We start from the raw sequence: 12,651 nt of genomic DNA, 5'->3' as shown, positions 1-12,651 counted from the left end.
ACAGGACGCCCACCCCAAGGATCGGACGCCATGACAACGACTCCCCCCACCGACCGCATACTCGCCGACGGCCCATTTGCCGGCCTCGATCCCGACGCACTCAGCGAACCCGCCCGCCGCGCCATCCTCGAAGCCTCACAGGACTTCCGCGACGTACTCGCCGGACGCGCGCCAAGCTTCGCTCGGTCCGACCAGGAAGCGCCGTTGCCCGCCGACGGCGGCAGCCGCGGCTATGTCGGCCGCGGTTACAAGCTCTGGGTCTGCCGCAGCCTATCGAGCTTCGGCGATGTCCGCGGCTATGTGTACGGTCCGGTGTTGAATTTCGACGAGGACATCGCCCCCGGCAACGAACGCTCGTTGGCCGACACCCGCTTCTATACGGCTGCGCGACTGCAAGCGCTGTTGGCCGGCACATGACGACGTTGGTCCGCTATCTTTGGCTGCTGATCGCCACCATCGCGTTGCCGGCCTGGGTGCATTGGCCCTACGTGGTCGGCGAAATCGATCTGGCTTCGGTCGAGATCATGACCTCGAGCCGCTTCCTGTTCGAACTGTGGCTGTCGACGAGCTTCGCATTCGCGCTGGTGGTGCTGCCCGCAACGGCGATGCTGCGATGGCGGCAACGGCGGCGCGGCAAGTTGCCGCGCGATGCCTGGATCGCGGCGACCGCGACGATCGCGGCGACCCTGCTCGCCCTGCATGCGAACCTGACCAGCTACGCGCCGTTCTACGGCAATACCTGGGCGTTGTGGGAGCCTACTTTCGAGTTGTTCCTGCCGCATGCCCGGCCGCTGCTGGCGATCCTGGCGCTGACGATCGCGCTGGAAACGTGGCTAGCGCAGCGTTCAACGCGTGCGACACCGGCTTCGCTGGTTTCCGTCACGTTACGACCCGGGTCGTAACGCCGCTGCTTGCAGCCTGTAACGGCATCCTATCGCAGCGGTCGTGATCGTTTCATCCGGCGCTAATCGCGGGCCGCGGCGGCGACGAACAGGCCACAGACGTCGCGGCTCCGCCGTACACTCCAGCCATGGCCACCCTGCCCGCCGCCAATACCATTGCCGAAGCCGCTGCCGTCGCCGGCCTGATCCGCGACGCCTTCGCCGATTACCACGCGCGCTTCGCCGCGATCACCCGCCGCGCCCAGGGCCGCTTCGAGCGCAGCGACTGGAACGGCGAGCGCGACGACGCGATCGAGCGCATCGAGCTCTACGACTTGTGTATCGCCGAGGCCAGCGATTCGCTCGAACGCCGGCTCGGCGAACGCGCCCGCGACCGCAGGCTGTGGTCGGCGGTGCATGCGGCCTATGCCGAAGCGATCGCGCCGCTGCTCGACTGCGAGCTCTACAAGACCTTCTTCAATACCCTGACCCGGCGCTTCTTCAAGACCCGCGGCGTCGACCCGGCGATGGAATTCGTCGCGCTCGACATCGAGCCGACCGACGCCATCACCCATCCGGTCGCGCGCCACAGCTATGCGGTGTCGGAAGACCGCCTGGTAGAAACCTTCATGCGCGTGCTCGGCGACTACCCGTTCGCGGTGCCGTACGCGCACCGCACGCGCTGCGCGGCCGGCATCGCGGTGCGCCTGCAGGAGGACTTGCAACACTGGGGCCCGCACCCGGTGCGCGCGGTCGAGCTGCTCGACACCGTGTTCTATCGCGAGCGCCGCGCCTACCTGGTCGGGCGCGTGTTCGGCGAACGCTCGTTCTCGCCGTGCGTGATCGCCCTGGTCAACGAGGGCGGCGCGCTCAAGGTCGATGCGGTGCTGACCTTGCGCAGCGAAGTCGTGCAGTTGTTCAGTTACTCGCGCAGCTATTTCCATGCCGACCTCGGCACGGTCGGCGATGCAGTGGTGTTCCTGCGCACCTTGCTGCCGGGCAAGCCGATCGACGAGCTCTACACCGTGCTCGGCCGCGCCAAGCAGGGCAAGACCGAGCGCTACCGCACCTTCTTCCGCCAGTTCGCGGCGCAGCCCGGCGACCGCCTGATCCGCGCCGAGGGCGAGCGCGGCATGGTCATGGCCGTGTTCACCCTGCCCAGCTATCCGCTGGTGTTCAAGATCATCCGCGACCGCTTCGCCTACCCGAAGGAGGTCGCGCGCGAGGAAGTCGAGGCCAAGTACTCGCTGGTGTTCCGCCACGACCGCGTCGGCCGGCTGGTCGACGCGCAGCCGTTCCGGTTCCTGCGCTTCCCGCGCGCGCGCTTCGCCCCGGACCTGCTCGAAGAATTGCTGAGCACCTGCGCCAGCAGCATCAGCCTGGACGGCGACGACCTGGTGCTGCACCTGTGCTATGTCGAGCGCCGCCTGCGCCCGCTCAACCTCTATGTGCGCGAGCAGACCGCCGAGGCCGCGCGCGCAGCGGTGATCGACTACGGCCAGGCGATCCGCGACCTGGCCCTGAGCAATATTTTCCCGGGCGACCTGCTGCTGAAGAACTTCGGCGTATCGCGGCACGGCCGCGCGGTGTTCTACGACTACGACGAGTTGTGCCTGGTCACCGACTGCCGCTTCCGCAGCGTGCCGGAACCGCGCAACCACGAGGAGGAGATGGAGTCCGGCGCCTGGTTCTACGCCGCCGGCAACGACGTATTCCCGGCCCAGTTCCCACGCTTCCTGGGCTTGTCGCCGGCCTTGCTCGGCGCGCTGATGCACGCGCATGCCGACATCTTCCGGGTCGAGTGGTGGCAGCAGGTGCAGGACGGCCTGGTCAGCGGGCGTCACAACGACGTGGCGCCGTATCCGGAGCAGCGGCGGCTGCCTTAGCCGGAAGGCGCCGTTGAAAGTGAAGGGCGGGAGGATTTGCTGTTGCTCCGCTCTCAACGCATCACGCGGAGAAGCAAATCCCCCGCGCCGAAACCCGCTCGGACTTCGTGCTCATCCGGGGCGCTTGCCCCCTTTGTCAAAGGGGGCAATGGATTGTCGACCGTCGTTGCCGTTCCCCCCTTTGGAAAAGGGGGGCTGGGGGGATTTGCTTTGGCTCTGGCTCTGACAAAGCAGACGAGGCAAGAGCCGTCCGCGAGTCGCCTATACCTCAAGCACAACCATGCGCATCGCCGCAGGCGTCCGGACGGGTCAGGCGCTCCGGGGTGCGAGCAAACCACGCGCGCCAGCCGGTGACGGCGGCGGTCGCAGAACGTTGGGCGACGACTTGCTGGCTGCGCTGGACCACGGCCGCGGCGGCGGTCTCGGCGGCGGTCTCGGCGAGGTCGTCGTCGGCATCGCGCGGATCGACGAAATGGCCGTGCAGGAACATCAGGTTCTTGTAGATATTCATGGCTCGTCTCCCTGCGGCGCCGGCCCGGTATGGACTGGCTTATTGAGTGATTCGCAAGGTACGCTCGCCGGATACGGCAAAAAAGCGCGCCGTTTGCAAGCCAGACTTGAAAGGGATTCAAGATGAATCGACCGCCGCTGCATGCGCTGCTGGGCTTCGCGACCGCCGCGCGCACGGGCAACCTGACCCGCGCCGCCGATTCGATGAACCTGACGGTCAGCGCGCTCAGCCACCAGATCCGCACCCTGGAGGAACGTCTCGGCCGGCGCCTGTTCGAGCGCGGGCCGCGCGGGGTACGGCTGACCGCCGACGGCGAACGGCTGCTGTCGGTGGTCGCGCCGCATCTGGATGCGCTCGACCATGCCCTGCGCCCCTACAGCCCGCGCCGCGACGAGGTGCTGACCTTGAGCCTGATGGCCTCGATGGCCTCGGCCTGGCTGGTGCCGCGGCTGGGCAGCTTCGTCGCCCGCTGCCCGCAGCTCGAACTCAATCTGTTCTCGTCGGCGGCGGTGGTCGATTTCGATCGCGAACCCGGTATCGACGCGGCCATGCGCGGCGGCTACGGGCGTTGGCCCGGGCTGGTCACCGAGCACCTGTTCAACGAGACCCTGATCCCGGTCGCCAGCCCGGCCTTGATCGAACGCATGGGCGGCGAGTTACCGGCGCAGGAGGACCTGCATCGCTGGCCCCTGCTCGGCGACCTGTCGCCGTATTGGAAGGACTGGTTCGAGCGTTACGGCGGCAAGATGCCGAACCGCTACGTCGCCCATTTCGACGATTCCGAAACCATGCACCGCGCCGCGGTCGAGGGTCTCGGCGTCGCCCTGGGCCGCATGGCGCGCACCCGCCTGCTGATCCAGAACGGCCAGTTGGTGCCGCTGAGCCAATGCCGGCTGCAGATCGATTGGGGCCATTACCTGGTGTACCCGCAGCGCTCGGTCGATCACGCCGGGCTCGGCTCGTTCCGCACCTGGTTGCACGAGCAGGCGACGGCCTATGTCGCCGAGATGGAAGCCGATCACCTCGCCCGCCACGGACGCACCGCCATAACCGCCAATGGCCCCGCGAACAGCCCCGCAAGCGGCCCTGCCGGCACCCGCGCCAAGGCCGCCGGCAAGCGCCGTTGAGCACATCCCCTGCGCGGGGCGCTTGCGGTAGGCTGACGCCCCCTGTCCGATGCCACCGGAGTCCGTTGCATGGAACGTAACCGTCCCGCTCGATTGCTGTTGCTCGCCGCGCTGCTGCCCGGCCTGGCCGTGGTAGCGCACGCACAGAAGCCCGCCGCCAAGGCCAAGGCTGCCGAAACCGCGACCAAGGCCGCCGAACCCGCCGCCAATGCCGCGCTGAAGAAGGCCGTTGCCGGCAGCTGGCGCGACCCGAAGAACGTCGCCCGCGACGCCTACCGTCATCCGCTGGAAACGCTGCAGCTCTTCGGCCTGCGCCCGGACCAGACCGTCATCGAAATCACCCCGGGCGGCGGCTGGTACTCGGAGATCCTCGCGCCGTATCTGTCCGAGCGCGGGCGTTACGTCGCCGCCGTGGTCGACCCGGACTCGCAGTCCGAGGACGCCGCGCGCAAGTACTACGCCAAGGCCAAAACCAACCTCGAGACCAAGTTCGCCGGCGCGCCGGCGCAGTTCGACAAGGCCGTGGTCGCCGCCTACGACGGCTACAAGCCGGCGTTCGGCCCGGCCGCCTCGGCCGACGTGGTGCTGACCTTCCGCAACGTCCACAACTGGCGTTCGGCCGACCAGGCCGAGGGCATGTTCAAGGGCTTCTTCGACGTGCTCAAGCCGGGCGGCACCCTCGGCGTGGTCGAGCATCGCGCCAAGACCGACCTGCCGGCCAACGACAAGAGCGGTTACGTCGGCCAGGCACAGGTCATCGCGATGGCCGAAGCGGCCGGCTTCAAGCTCGAGGCCAAGAGCGAGATCAACGCCAACCCGCGCGACACCAAGGACTACCCGAACGGCGTGTGGACCCTGCCGCCGTCGAACGATCACGCCGCCGCCGACGCGGCCAAGTACAAGGCCATCGGCGAAAGCGACCGCATGACCCTGCGTTTCCGCAAGCCGCGCTGAGTCCGCCGACCCAGCGCCGTAGTACTCCGCGAGGCGGCCCGCGCCGCCTCGCGCTCTGCTCGGCCCCGCCCGCGTGCTGATCGCCTTCAACAAACCCTATGGCGTGCTGTGCCAGTTCACCGATCGCAGCCAGCCGCCGCGGCCGACCCTGGCCGGCTTCGGCCTGCCGCCGGACGTGTACGCGGCCGGACGCCTGGACCACGACAGCGAAGGCCTGTTGCTGCTGACCGACGACGGCGGCCTGGCCCATCGCCTGACCGACCCGCGCCATAAGCAGTCCAAAACTTACTGGGTGCAGGTCGAAGGCGACCCGCAAGACCAGGCACTGCACGCCTTGCGCGACGGGGTCGAACTCAACGACGGCCGGACCCTGCCGGCGCGGGTCGAACGCCTCGACACGCCGGCGCTATGGCCGCGCGACCCGCCGGTACGTTTCCGCAAGACCGTGCCCGATGCCTGGCTGGCGATCACCCTCCACGAAGGCCGCAACCGCCAGGTGCGGCGCATGACCGCCGCGGTCGGGTTGCCGACCCTGCGCCTGGTGCGCGTCGCGATCGGGCCGCATCGCCTCGACGGGCTGATGCCGGGGCAATGGAGCCCGCGCTGAAGCCGGCTCAGTCGCGGCAGTGCCGCATGGCCTCGGCGAGGTCGCGCACTTCCACGCCGTTGCAGAACACCCCGGGCACGACGCAATCCAGATAGGGCCGCGCATGGCGGCGCGACTCGGCCTTGCTCGACAGCACGGCCGACGCAGCGCGCGTGCTGGTCGCGTACGTAGTCCTCGCAGGCGGCCGGGCTCAGCCGATGGTTCTGCTGCGCCTGCGCGCACAGGCCGAACGCGGTCTCGCGCCAGAGTTCGAAGAATTCGCGTCTGGGGATCGGCCGTTGCTCTATCTCGGCGATGCGATAGTCCGACGCCACGGGTGCGGCGAACCAGTGCAGATAGACGAATACGCCCGCGGCGGCGAGGGCGATCGCGATCAGAAGCCGTTGCATCCCCAATCCCGATAAGCGGTGCGGGGAATTGTCCCGCGCCGAGCGCTCTTGGGGGTAGGAGCGGCGCCATTGAGGGATTTCCTCCGGTCACAAGCCGCGACTGCGACACCCGGCATGCGACGTATCTGCGGTGTCGCGGTCGCGGCTTGCGCCGCTCCTCCCCCGATGCTGCCGAGCTTCGCCGATCGATCTGCGACCGCCGTCGCAAGCATGCGGTCTATCGCGAAGCCGCATGAGATATCGACCCGGTTTGATCCCGGGTCCGTCGTGGCAGCGCGTCGCCGCGCCCTCTAGCGTGCCGTGACGGGCGCGTGCCAGGACCGGCCGATGCGCCACCAGCCAAGTTCTCTCTGGGGGAGACTAGCCATGACCCGACCGCGTTCGATTTCGTTCGGCTTCGGCGCGATGCTGTGCGCGTCCGCCGCTTATCTGTCGTATCCCGCGCCCGCCGACAGCGCGGTCGGCCGGGTCGCCGCGGCCGAGGAGCCGGGGTTCGAACAAACCCCGCCGGTGCTCGAAGACAGCTTCATTACTCCGGTCGACGACCACCCCGACGGCAACGCACTGCTGGAGTTTATCTACGTCAAAGGCCAGGACCTGCCGGCCGAGATTCCGTTCAACGTCGGCGACAAGCCGGTCAAGCTGCAGCGCGACGCGCAGAACCCGCAGCTGTACCGGGCGATGATCCCGTTCGACTTCGACGGCCTGATCAAGGAACAGGAGCTGCGCCAGGCGCTGGCCACCGAAGAAAAGGCCACGGTGCCGAGCTTCGACGGCCGCGAGCATCTGGGCGACAGCCCGATCGTCTTCCTGCCGCCGGACAAGCTGCGCGAGCAGGTCGCCGCGCGCGCGCGCATCCGCATTCCCGGCGGCGTGCTGCTCGGCCCGCCGGCGATCGTGCGCCCCGAGCGCTCGCTGCTGGTCACCCACCCGGCCGTGGTCGAAGACCCGACCCGCACCTTCGACGCCTGCACCAACGCCGGCAACCCGAACGGCGCCTGGACCTTCAACCGGCTCATGACCAACATGGCCAACCAGCCGCTGACCGGCGTGGACCCGTCCGACTTCGTCGAGAACTGGATCCGCACCTGGAACACCTCGACCACGGTCAACAGCTTCGTGGTGCCGGCGCGCACCTCGGTCAATGCGCAGGTGCTCGCCAGCTGGCCGCGCCTGAGCAACGGCAAGCTCGACCTGAGCCGTTCGCCGATGCGCCTGCTGGCGATCGTCAACCGCGTCGACCTGCGCGGCAGCGCCGGCTACGGCGGCGGCAACGCCGGCGAGGGGCGCTTCGTGTTCGGGGTGATCCGCCGCAACACCACCGGCAGCTGCACCGTGCACCGCTTCACCGTGATCCTCGAATACGGGGTGCCGATCAACGGTTGCCCGGCGGTGCGCAGCTTCGCCCAGCAGTGGGGCGCGTTGGGCTCGATGAGCCTGGGCTCGTCGCTGTACAACTCGTCGCTGCAGGCGATCACCGACCAGTTCACCGGCGCCAACGCCGCGCCGCGCAAGCCCAACGGCAGCGCCATCAACCAGATCCGCACCAACGAGTTCCTGCAGAGCCCGTGGGAGCTGCGCGAGTTCAACATCGTGCGCGCCACCGCCCAGCTCGGCATCGTGCCGGCCAAGCAGACCCCGAACCACGTCTTCAACAACGCCGGCACCTTGCTCGCCAGCTACGTCAACGCCAACCAGGCGCAGGTGCTGGTCGAACAGCACTCGGTGCCGCTCAGCTACCTGGGCACGCCGTTCCTGACCGGTTCGGTGCGCAACCCGAGCCCGCAGGTGGCCTGGACCCATCCCGGCATCGTCAACAACAACGCCCGCAACAAGCTCTCGCTCAACACCTGCGATGCCTGCCACGGCCGCGAAACCCTGACCACCAGCTTCCTCCACGTCGGCCCGCGTTCGTCCGGCGCGCAAGCGACGCTGTCGCGGTTCCTGATCGGCAACGGCACCCTGGCCAGCCCCACCACCTTCAACATGGCCGACCCGGTGGTCGGCTCGACCATCCGCAACTACGGCGACCTGGTCCGCCGCCAGGCCGACCTGGCGACCTTGCAGAGCAATGCCTGCCTTGCCGGCGGCGTGTTCCAGCAGGCGCAGTTCCAGCCGATGCTGGCCACGCACTGAGCGATACCCAAGCCGCAAACGAAACAGGCGCCGCAAGGCGCCTGTTTCTGATCTGCGAAGCATGAAAGCCAGCGCAGCCACGCCGGTTATTTGTTGTCCGGCGGCGCCACCGGCACCGAATTCGCGCCGGGCCGCGACAACAGCACCACGCCGCCCAACACCACCGCGGTGCCGATCAACTGGATCGCGGTGATGCGCTCGCCGAGCACCCAGGCGCCAAGGAACACCAGCGACACCGGCCCGATCACCGAGAACTGCGCGGCGGTGCCGGCGCCGAGCCGGGCCACCGCGGCCATGGTGAAGGTCACCGGCAGGAAGGTGCAGAACACCGCGTTCGCCATCGCCAGGCCGTAGACCTGCCATGGCAGGCCGAACAGGCCGCTCGGGTCGCGTGCGATCAGGTAGTGGATCAGGGTCGCCGCGGTCGACACCACCATCGCGTAGGCGACCAGTTGCAGCGACCCCATGCGCTTGACCAACTCGCCCGACATGGCCAGGTACAAGGCATAGCTGACCGCCGCGCCGAGCACCAGCGCACTGCCGAACAACACGTGCTCGCCCTGCACGCGCAGGTTCTCGACCATCACCAGGACCACGCCGGCATAGCTGACCGCCAGCGCGATCCACTCCTTGGCGGCGACCTTGCGCCGATAGGCGAACAAACCGATCAACAAGACGATGGTCGGGTTGAGGAACAGGATCAGCCGTTCCAGCGACACCGGCACGTACTCCAGGCCCCAGAAGTCGAGCAAGCTGGACAGGTAATAGCCGAGCACGCCGAGCACCAGGATCAGGCCGAGGTCGCGGCGCGAGGGCAAGGCCTCGCGCTGGCGCGCGCGCTGGGTCTCGCGGATGCCCAGCAGCACGAACAAGGGCAGCGATAAGGCCATGCGCAGGGTCAGCACGTCGAGCGAATCGACCCCGTAGCGGTATTGCAGCTTGGCCAGGATCGCCTTGGCCGAAAACAGCACCGCGCCGCTCGCGGCGAGGGCGATGCCGAGGCGTCGGGCGCGGTTCGGAGCGGCGACGGTAACGGCGGGAGATGCAGCAGTCATGGCGGGCAGGCGTTGGGGACGTGGAAGGCTACGGTAGCGGCGGGCGGAATCGAAGCGCCGCGCAGCAGGGGGCGTCGGGCAGCGACGATCATCGCAAAGCGTTCAGTCCTCGGCACTGGCCGCATCGAGCGCGGCGATCTCGTCGGCCGCCAGCGACAACCGCGTCGCCGCGAGCAGTTCCTGCAACTGGGCCACGCTGGTCGCGCTGGCGATCGGTGCGGTAACCGACGGCCGCGCGATCAGCCAGGCCAGGGCCACCTGCGCCTGGGTCGCGCGCTGGCCGGCGGCGACTTCGTCGAGCGCGGCGAGGATGCGCAGGCCGCGCGCGTCCAGATAGCGCGCGACCGCGCCGCCGCGTGCGCGGCTCTTGTCGAGGTCGTCGCGGCTGCGGTACTTGCCGGTCAGGAAGCCACTGGCGAGGGCGTAGTAGTTGATGACACCGAGCCCGCGCTCGCGCACCAGCGGTTCCAGCTCGGCCTCGTACACGGCGCGGTCGTATAGGTTGTAATGCGGCTGCAGAGTCTCGTAGCGCGGCAGGCCATGGCGCTCGGCCACGTCCAGCGCCTCGGCCAGGCGCGCGGCCGAGTAGTTGGAAGCGCCGATGGCGCCGACCTTGCCCTGCTCGATCAACCGCGCGAACGCGCCGAGGGTGTCCTCGAGCGGGACCTTCAGGTCGTCCTCATGGGCCTGGTAGAGGTCGATGCGGTCGGTACGCAGGCGCCGTAGCGAGTCCTCGACTGCGGCCTGGATGTTGGCCGGCGACAGCCCGGGCCGCTGCGACCATTTGGCGACCTTGGTCGCAATCAGGATGCGTTCGCGGCGCCCGCCGCCCTGGGCCAGCCAACGGCCGATCAGGGTTTCCGACTCGCCGCCGGCATTGCCGGGCACCCAGGCCGAATACGCGTCGGCGGTGTCGACCAGGCCGAAGCCGGCGTCGCTGAACGCGTCCAACAGGGCGAAGGTGGTCGCCTCGTCGGCACTCCAACCGAATACGTTGCCGCCGAAGGCGAGCGGCGCCGTCGACAGGATCGAACGGCCGAGCGGTCGCAGGCTCATTGCGGATTCCTTAATCGAAGGGCGTCCATGATGCGCCGCCGCATTCGGTCGCGACATCACCGAATCCGCAACGCCGCGTTGCCGAGCGCGGCGGGTTGTCGCAGGGGCCGTGAACTGTTCAGCTTTTCGGCGTTTTATCCCGCCTTTGTGTGAAGGTTTCTGTTAACTTTCGACCGTTTCCTCGCGGTTCATTTATGCGAATTCAGCGTGAAAAATCCGCCATAGGGGATTTCAAGGACGTATGAGCACTGCCGCGACATCCACCGGTCGGATTCTCGTCGTCGACGATCAGGCCGCGAACCTGCGCGTCGTCACCGCCCTGCTTTCGCGCCAGGGTTATGAGGTCGTGTCCGCCTCGACCGGCGACGAAGCCTTGCGCCTGTACGCCGAGTCGCCGCCGGACCTGATCCTGCTCGACGTGATGATGCCGGGCATGGACGGTTTCGAAGTCATGGCCGCATTGCGCGCCGGCTCGCCGTTGCGCGTACCGGTCGTGTTCGTGACCGCCGCCCACGACCGCGACCTGTTGCTGCGCGCGTTCGATGCCGGCGTGGTCGACTACGTCACCAAACCCTTCCTGCCCGAAGAACTGCTGGCGCGGGTCAACGCCCACGTCGGCCTGAAGCTGACCCGCGACCGCCTTGAGCGCGTCGCCCGCGAGCGCGAGGAGTTGGTCAACCTGGTCGCCCACGACCTCAAGAATCCGCTGACCAGCGTGCTGTTCGCCAGCGACCTGCTGCTGCACAACGGCTGCAAGCCCGAGCGCGTGCCGCGCTACCTGCAAATGATCCACGAGAGCGCCGACGACGCCCTCGGCTACATCCGTCATTACCTGGAAAGCCAGGCCGGCACCCGCGAGCACGGCGCGATGCAGGGCCGCGCCGACCTCAGCGAGACTCTCGGTTGGCTGGTGCGTCGTTACGAGATGCAACTCGACGCGCGCGGCATCCGCGTCGAAATCGCACCGCCCCCGCACGGCACCGCGCAGGTCGCGATGGACCCGCGCGTGCTGCGCCAGGTCAGCGAGAACCTGGTCACCAACGCGATGAAATACGCGCCCAACAGCGACCTGCTGCTGGCCGCGCGCAACAGCGCCCCCGGCTTCTGGCAACTGATCGTGGCCGACCGCGGCCCCGGCATCCCGGTCGCCCGCCAGCGCGAACTGTTCAAGCCCTTCGTGCGTCTGCACGACGAAGACATCGACGACGGCCTGTCGAGCGGTCTGGGCCTGTCCTTGGCGAAACAGATCGTCGTCAACGCCGGCGGTCAACTTTGGTACGAGGAACGCAAGAACGGCGGCTCGCGCTTCATCATCGAGTTGCCGGAGGCGGCGCCGGAGTAGGCGGTTGCGGTTGCGGTTGCGGTTGCCGTTGCGGTTGCCGTTGCCGTTGCCGTTGCCGTTGCCGTTGCCGTTGCCGTTGCCGAGATTTTGATCGGCTTGGTTGTGGCTTTTGCTTTGTAGCTTTGCCGGTCAACAGAAGACCCGTAGGGCGGCCCGCAGGGATGCGGGCCGTGCGCAAGCAGGCCATGGATGGCCTGTCTGGAGCATCCCTGCGTATGCATCGATCGCGCGGGCTTGTGCCCTTGCAAGGAGAGCCCTTTTCTTTGGTTACCTTTCTTTTGGGCTTAGCAAAAGAAAGTAACCCGGCCGCGTCAGCGGACGGAAGCTTTGCACTTGCTTGATAGAAACGCCGGAAGCCGACAGGGCGTGGTCGCGGCTTGCGCCGCTCCTACCCTAGAAGCGGCGACCACGACGCCTCGACCTCGCGCTGCTCCCGGCTGGAGCCAGGGTAGGAACGGCGCGAGCCGCGACCACGTTGCGTCGGTCTCGCGGTGCCTCGCTCAAGCAAGATCTAGATCAGAATCAAACGCCAAAAGCTTCCGCCACTAAAGCGGCGGGTTACTTTCTTTTGTCTAAAGCAAGGCGGTCTCTAAGCTTAAGTGCATCACCCACCGAAGGGTTCTGCACATGGGCCACCACTACACCCACCTGAGTCCCGAAGAGCGCGGCGCCATCATGGCCTGGGTCCGCCAAGGTCTCAGCGCCCG

Annotated in this window: 12 protein-coding genes; 8 read left to right on the top strand and 4 right to left on the bottom strand. The window is 67.9% G+C overall.

Features of this window, described 5'->3' with window-relative positions; genetic code table 11:
• The first annotated feature begins 30 nt into the window (after positions 1–30).
• The 3 genes from ACTOWK_RS12480 (at position 31) to aceK (ending at position 2,767) form a co-directional block, all read left to right on the top strand.
• Entirely contained in the window at positions 31–417 is a 387-nt protein-coding gene (locus ACTOWK_RS12480; protein ID WP_441330480.1) for a hypothetical protein, read from the top strand.
• Positions 414–902 (top strand): hypothetical protein, encoded by a 489-nt coding sequence (locus ACTOWK_RS12475; protein WP_441330479.1) that lies wholly within the window; start codon positions 414–416, stop codon positions 900–902. The genes ACTOWK_RS12480 and ACTOWK_RS12475 overlap by 4 nt, the downstream gene beginning before the upstream one ends.
• A gap of 128 nt (positions 903–1,030) precedes the next feature.
• The gene (gene aceK / locus ACTOWK_RS12470; protein ID WP_441330478.1) at positions 1,031–2,767 is read left to right on the top strand and encodes a bifunctional isocitrate dehydrogenase kinase/phosphatase; all 1,737 of its coding nucleotides are present in this window, start codon (positions 1,031–1,033) and stop codon (positions 2,765–2,767) included.
• 268 nt (positions 2,768–3,035) lie between these two features.
• Here aceK and ACTOWK_RS12465 read toward each other — a convergent pair whose 3' ends face one another.
• Complete coding sequence (locus tag ACTOWK_RS12465) at positions 3,036–3,278, bottom strand: hypothetical protein (protein WP_441330477.1); 243 nt, start codon at positions 3,276–3,278, stop codon at positions 3,036–3,038.
• Between the two features lie 122 nt (positions 3,279–3,400).
• Here ACTOWK_RS12465 and ACTOWK_RS12460 point away from each other — a divergent pair, with 122 nt between their 5' ends.
• The 3 genes from ACTOWK_RS12460 to ACTOWK_RS12450 all read left to right on the top strand — a co-directional run bounded on the left by ACTOWK_RS12460 (position 3,401) and on the right by ACTOWK_RS12450 (position 5,966).
• Positions 3,401–4,405 (top strand): LysR substrate-binding domain-containing protein, encoded by a 1,005-nt coding sequence (locus ACTOWK_RS12460; RefSeq protein WP_441330476.1) that lies wholly within the window; start codon positions 3,401–3,403, stop codon positions 4,403–4,405.
• A gap of 69 nt (positions 4,406–4,474) precedes the next feature.
• Positions 4,475–5,359, top strand: a complete 885-nt coding sequence (locus tag ACTOWK_RS12455; RefSeq protein WP_441330475.1) for a class I SAM-dependent methyltransferase — start codon at positions 4,475–4,477, stop codon at positions 5,357–5,359.
• Between the two features lie 73 nt (positions 5,360–5,432).
• Positions 5,433–5,966, top strand: coding sequence for a pseudouridine synthase (locus ACTOWK_RS12450; RefSeq protein ID WP_441330474.1), 534 nt, complete (start codon positions 5,433–5,435; stop codon positions 5,964–5,966).
• A gap of 7 nt (positions 5,967–5,973) precedes the next feature.
• Here the strand turns inward: ACTOWK_RS12450 and ACTOWK_RS12445 are convergent, their stop codons facing one another.
• Positions 5,974–6,102, bottom strand: a complete 129-nt coding sequence (locus ACTOWK_RS12445; RefSeq protein WP_441330473.1) for a hypothetical protein — start codon at positions 6,100–6,102, stop codon at positions 5,974–5,976.
• Positions 6,103–6,721: 619 nt separating this feature from the next.
• On the opposite strand from ACTOWK_RS12445, the gene ACTOWK_RS12440 reads away from it, so the two are divergent.
• Positions 6,722–8,491, top strand: coding sequence for a hypothetical protein (locus ACTOWK_RS12440; protein ID WP_441330472.1), 1,770 nt, complete (start codon positions 6,722–6,724; stop codon positions 8,489–8,491).
• An 86-nt stretch (positions 8,492–8,577) separates the two neighbouring features.
• Here the strand turns inward: ACTOWK_RS12440 and ACTOWK_RS12435 are convergent, their stop codons facing one another.
• Together ACTOWK_RS12435 and ACTOWK_RS12430 are read right to left on the bottom strand one after the other, a co-directional pair.
• A complete protein-coding gene (locus ACTOWK_RS12435) occupies positions 8,578–9,546 on the bottom strand; it encodes a DMT family transporter (RefSeq protein WP_441330471.1) in 969 nt (322 codons plus the stop codon).
• A gap of 102 nt (positions 9,547–9,648) precedes the next feature.
• Entirely contained in the window at positions 9,649–10,602 is a 954-nt protein-coding gene (locus tag ACTOWK_RS12430) for an aldo/keto reductase (RefSeq protein ID WP_441330470.1), read from the bottom strand.
• A gap of 241 nt (positions 10,603–10,843) precedes the next feature.
• Here ACTOWK_RS12430 and ACTOWK_RS12425 point away from each other — a divergent pair, with 241 nt between their 5' ends.
• A complete protein-coding gene (locus tag ACTOWK_RS12425) occupies positions 10,844–11,944 on the top strand; it encodes a hybrid sensor histidine kinase/response regulator (protein ID WP_441330469.1) in 1,101 nt (366 codons plus the stop codon).
• Positions 11,945–12,651 lie beyond the last annotated feature (707 nt).

The sequence above is a fragment of the Lysobacter sp. CA196 genome (genome assembly GCF_052078695.1).
GTDB lineage: Bacteria > Pseudomonadota > Gammaproteobacteria > Xanthomonadales > Xanthomonadaceae > Lysobacter.
Note: the sequence above shows the minus strand (reverse complement) of the source record. Positions and strands in the feature narration are given on the sequence as shown.

Coding starts and splice junctions, on each gene's coding strand:
- ACTOWK_RS12480 (WP_441330480.1), top strand. CDS start 31: ATGACAACGACTCCCCCCACCGACCGCATACTCGCCGACGGCCCATTT.
- ACTOWK_RS12475 (WP_441330479.1), top strand. CDS start 414: ATGACGACGTTGGTCCGCTATCTTTGGCTGCTGATCGCCACCATCGCG.
- aceK (WP_441330478.1), top strand. CDS start 1,031: ATGGCCACCCTGCCCGCCGCCAATACCATTGCCGAAGCCGCTGCCGTC.
- ACTOWK_RS12465 (WP_441330477.1), bottom strand. CDS start 3,278: ATGAATATCTACAAGAACCTGATGTTCCTGCACGGCCATTTCGTCGAT.
- ACTOWK_RS12460 (WP_441330476.1), top strand. CDS start 3,401: ATGAATCGACCGCCGCTGCATGCGCTGCTGGGCTTCGCGACCGCCGCG.
- ACTOWK_RS12455 (WP_441330475.1), top strand. CDS start 4,475: ATGGAACGTAACCGTCCCGCTCGATTGCTGTTGCTCGCCGCGCTGCTG.
- ACTOWK_RS12440 (WP_441330472.1), top strand. CDS start 6,722: ATGACCCGACCGCGTTCGATTTCGTTCGGCTTCGGCGCGATGCTGTGC.
- ACTOWK_RS12435 (WP_441330471.1), bottom strand. CDS start 9,546: ATGACTGCTGCATCTCCCGCCGTTACCGTCGCCGCTCCGAACCGCGCC.
- ACTOWK_RS12430 (WP_441330470.1), bottom strand. CDS start 10,602: ATGAGCCTGCGACCGCTCGGCCGTTCGATCCTGTCGACGGCGCCGCTC.
- ACTOWK_RS12425 (WP_441330469.1), top strand. CDS start 10,844: ATGAGCACTGCCGCGACATCCACCGGTCGGATTCTCGTCGTCGACGAT.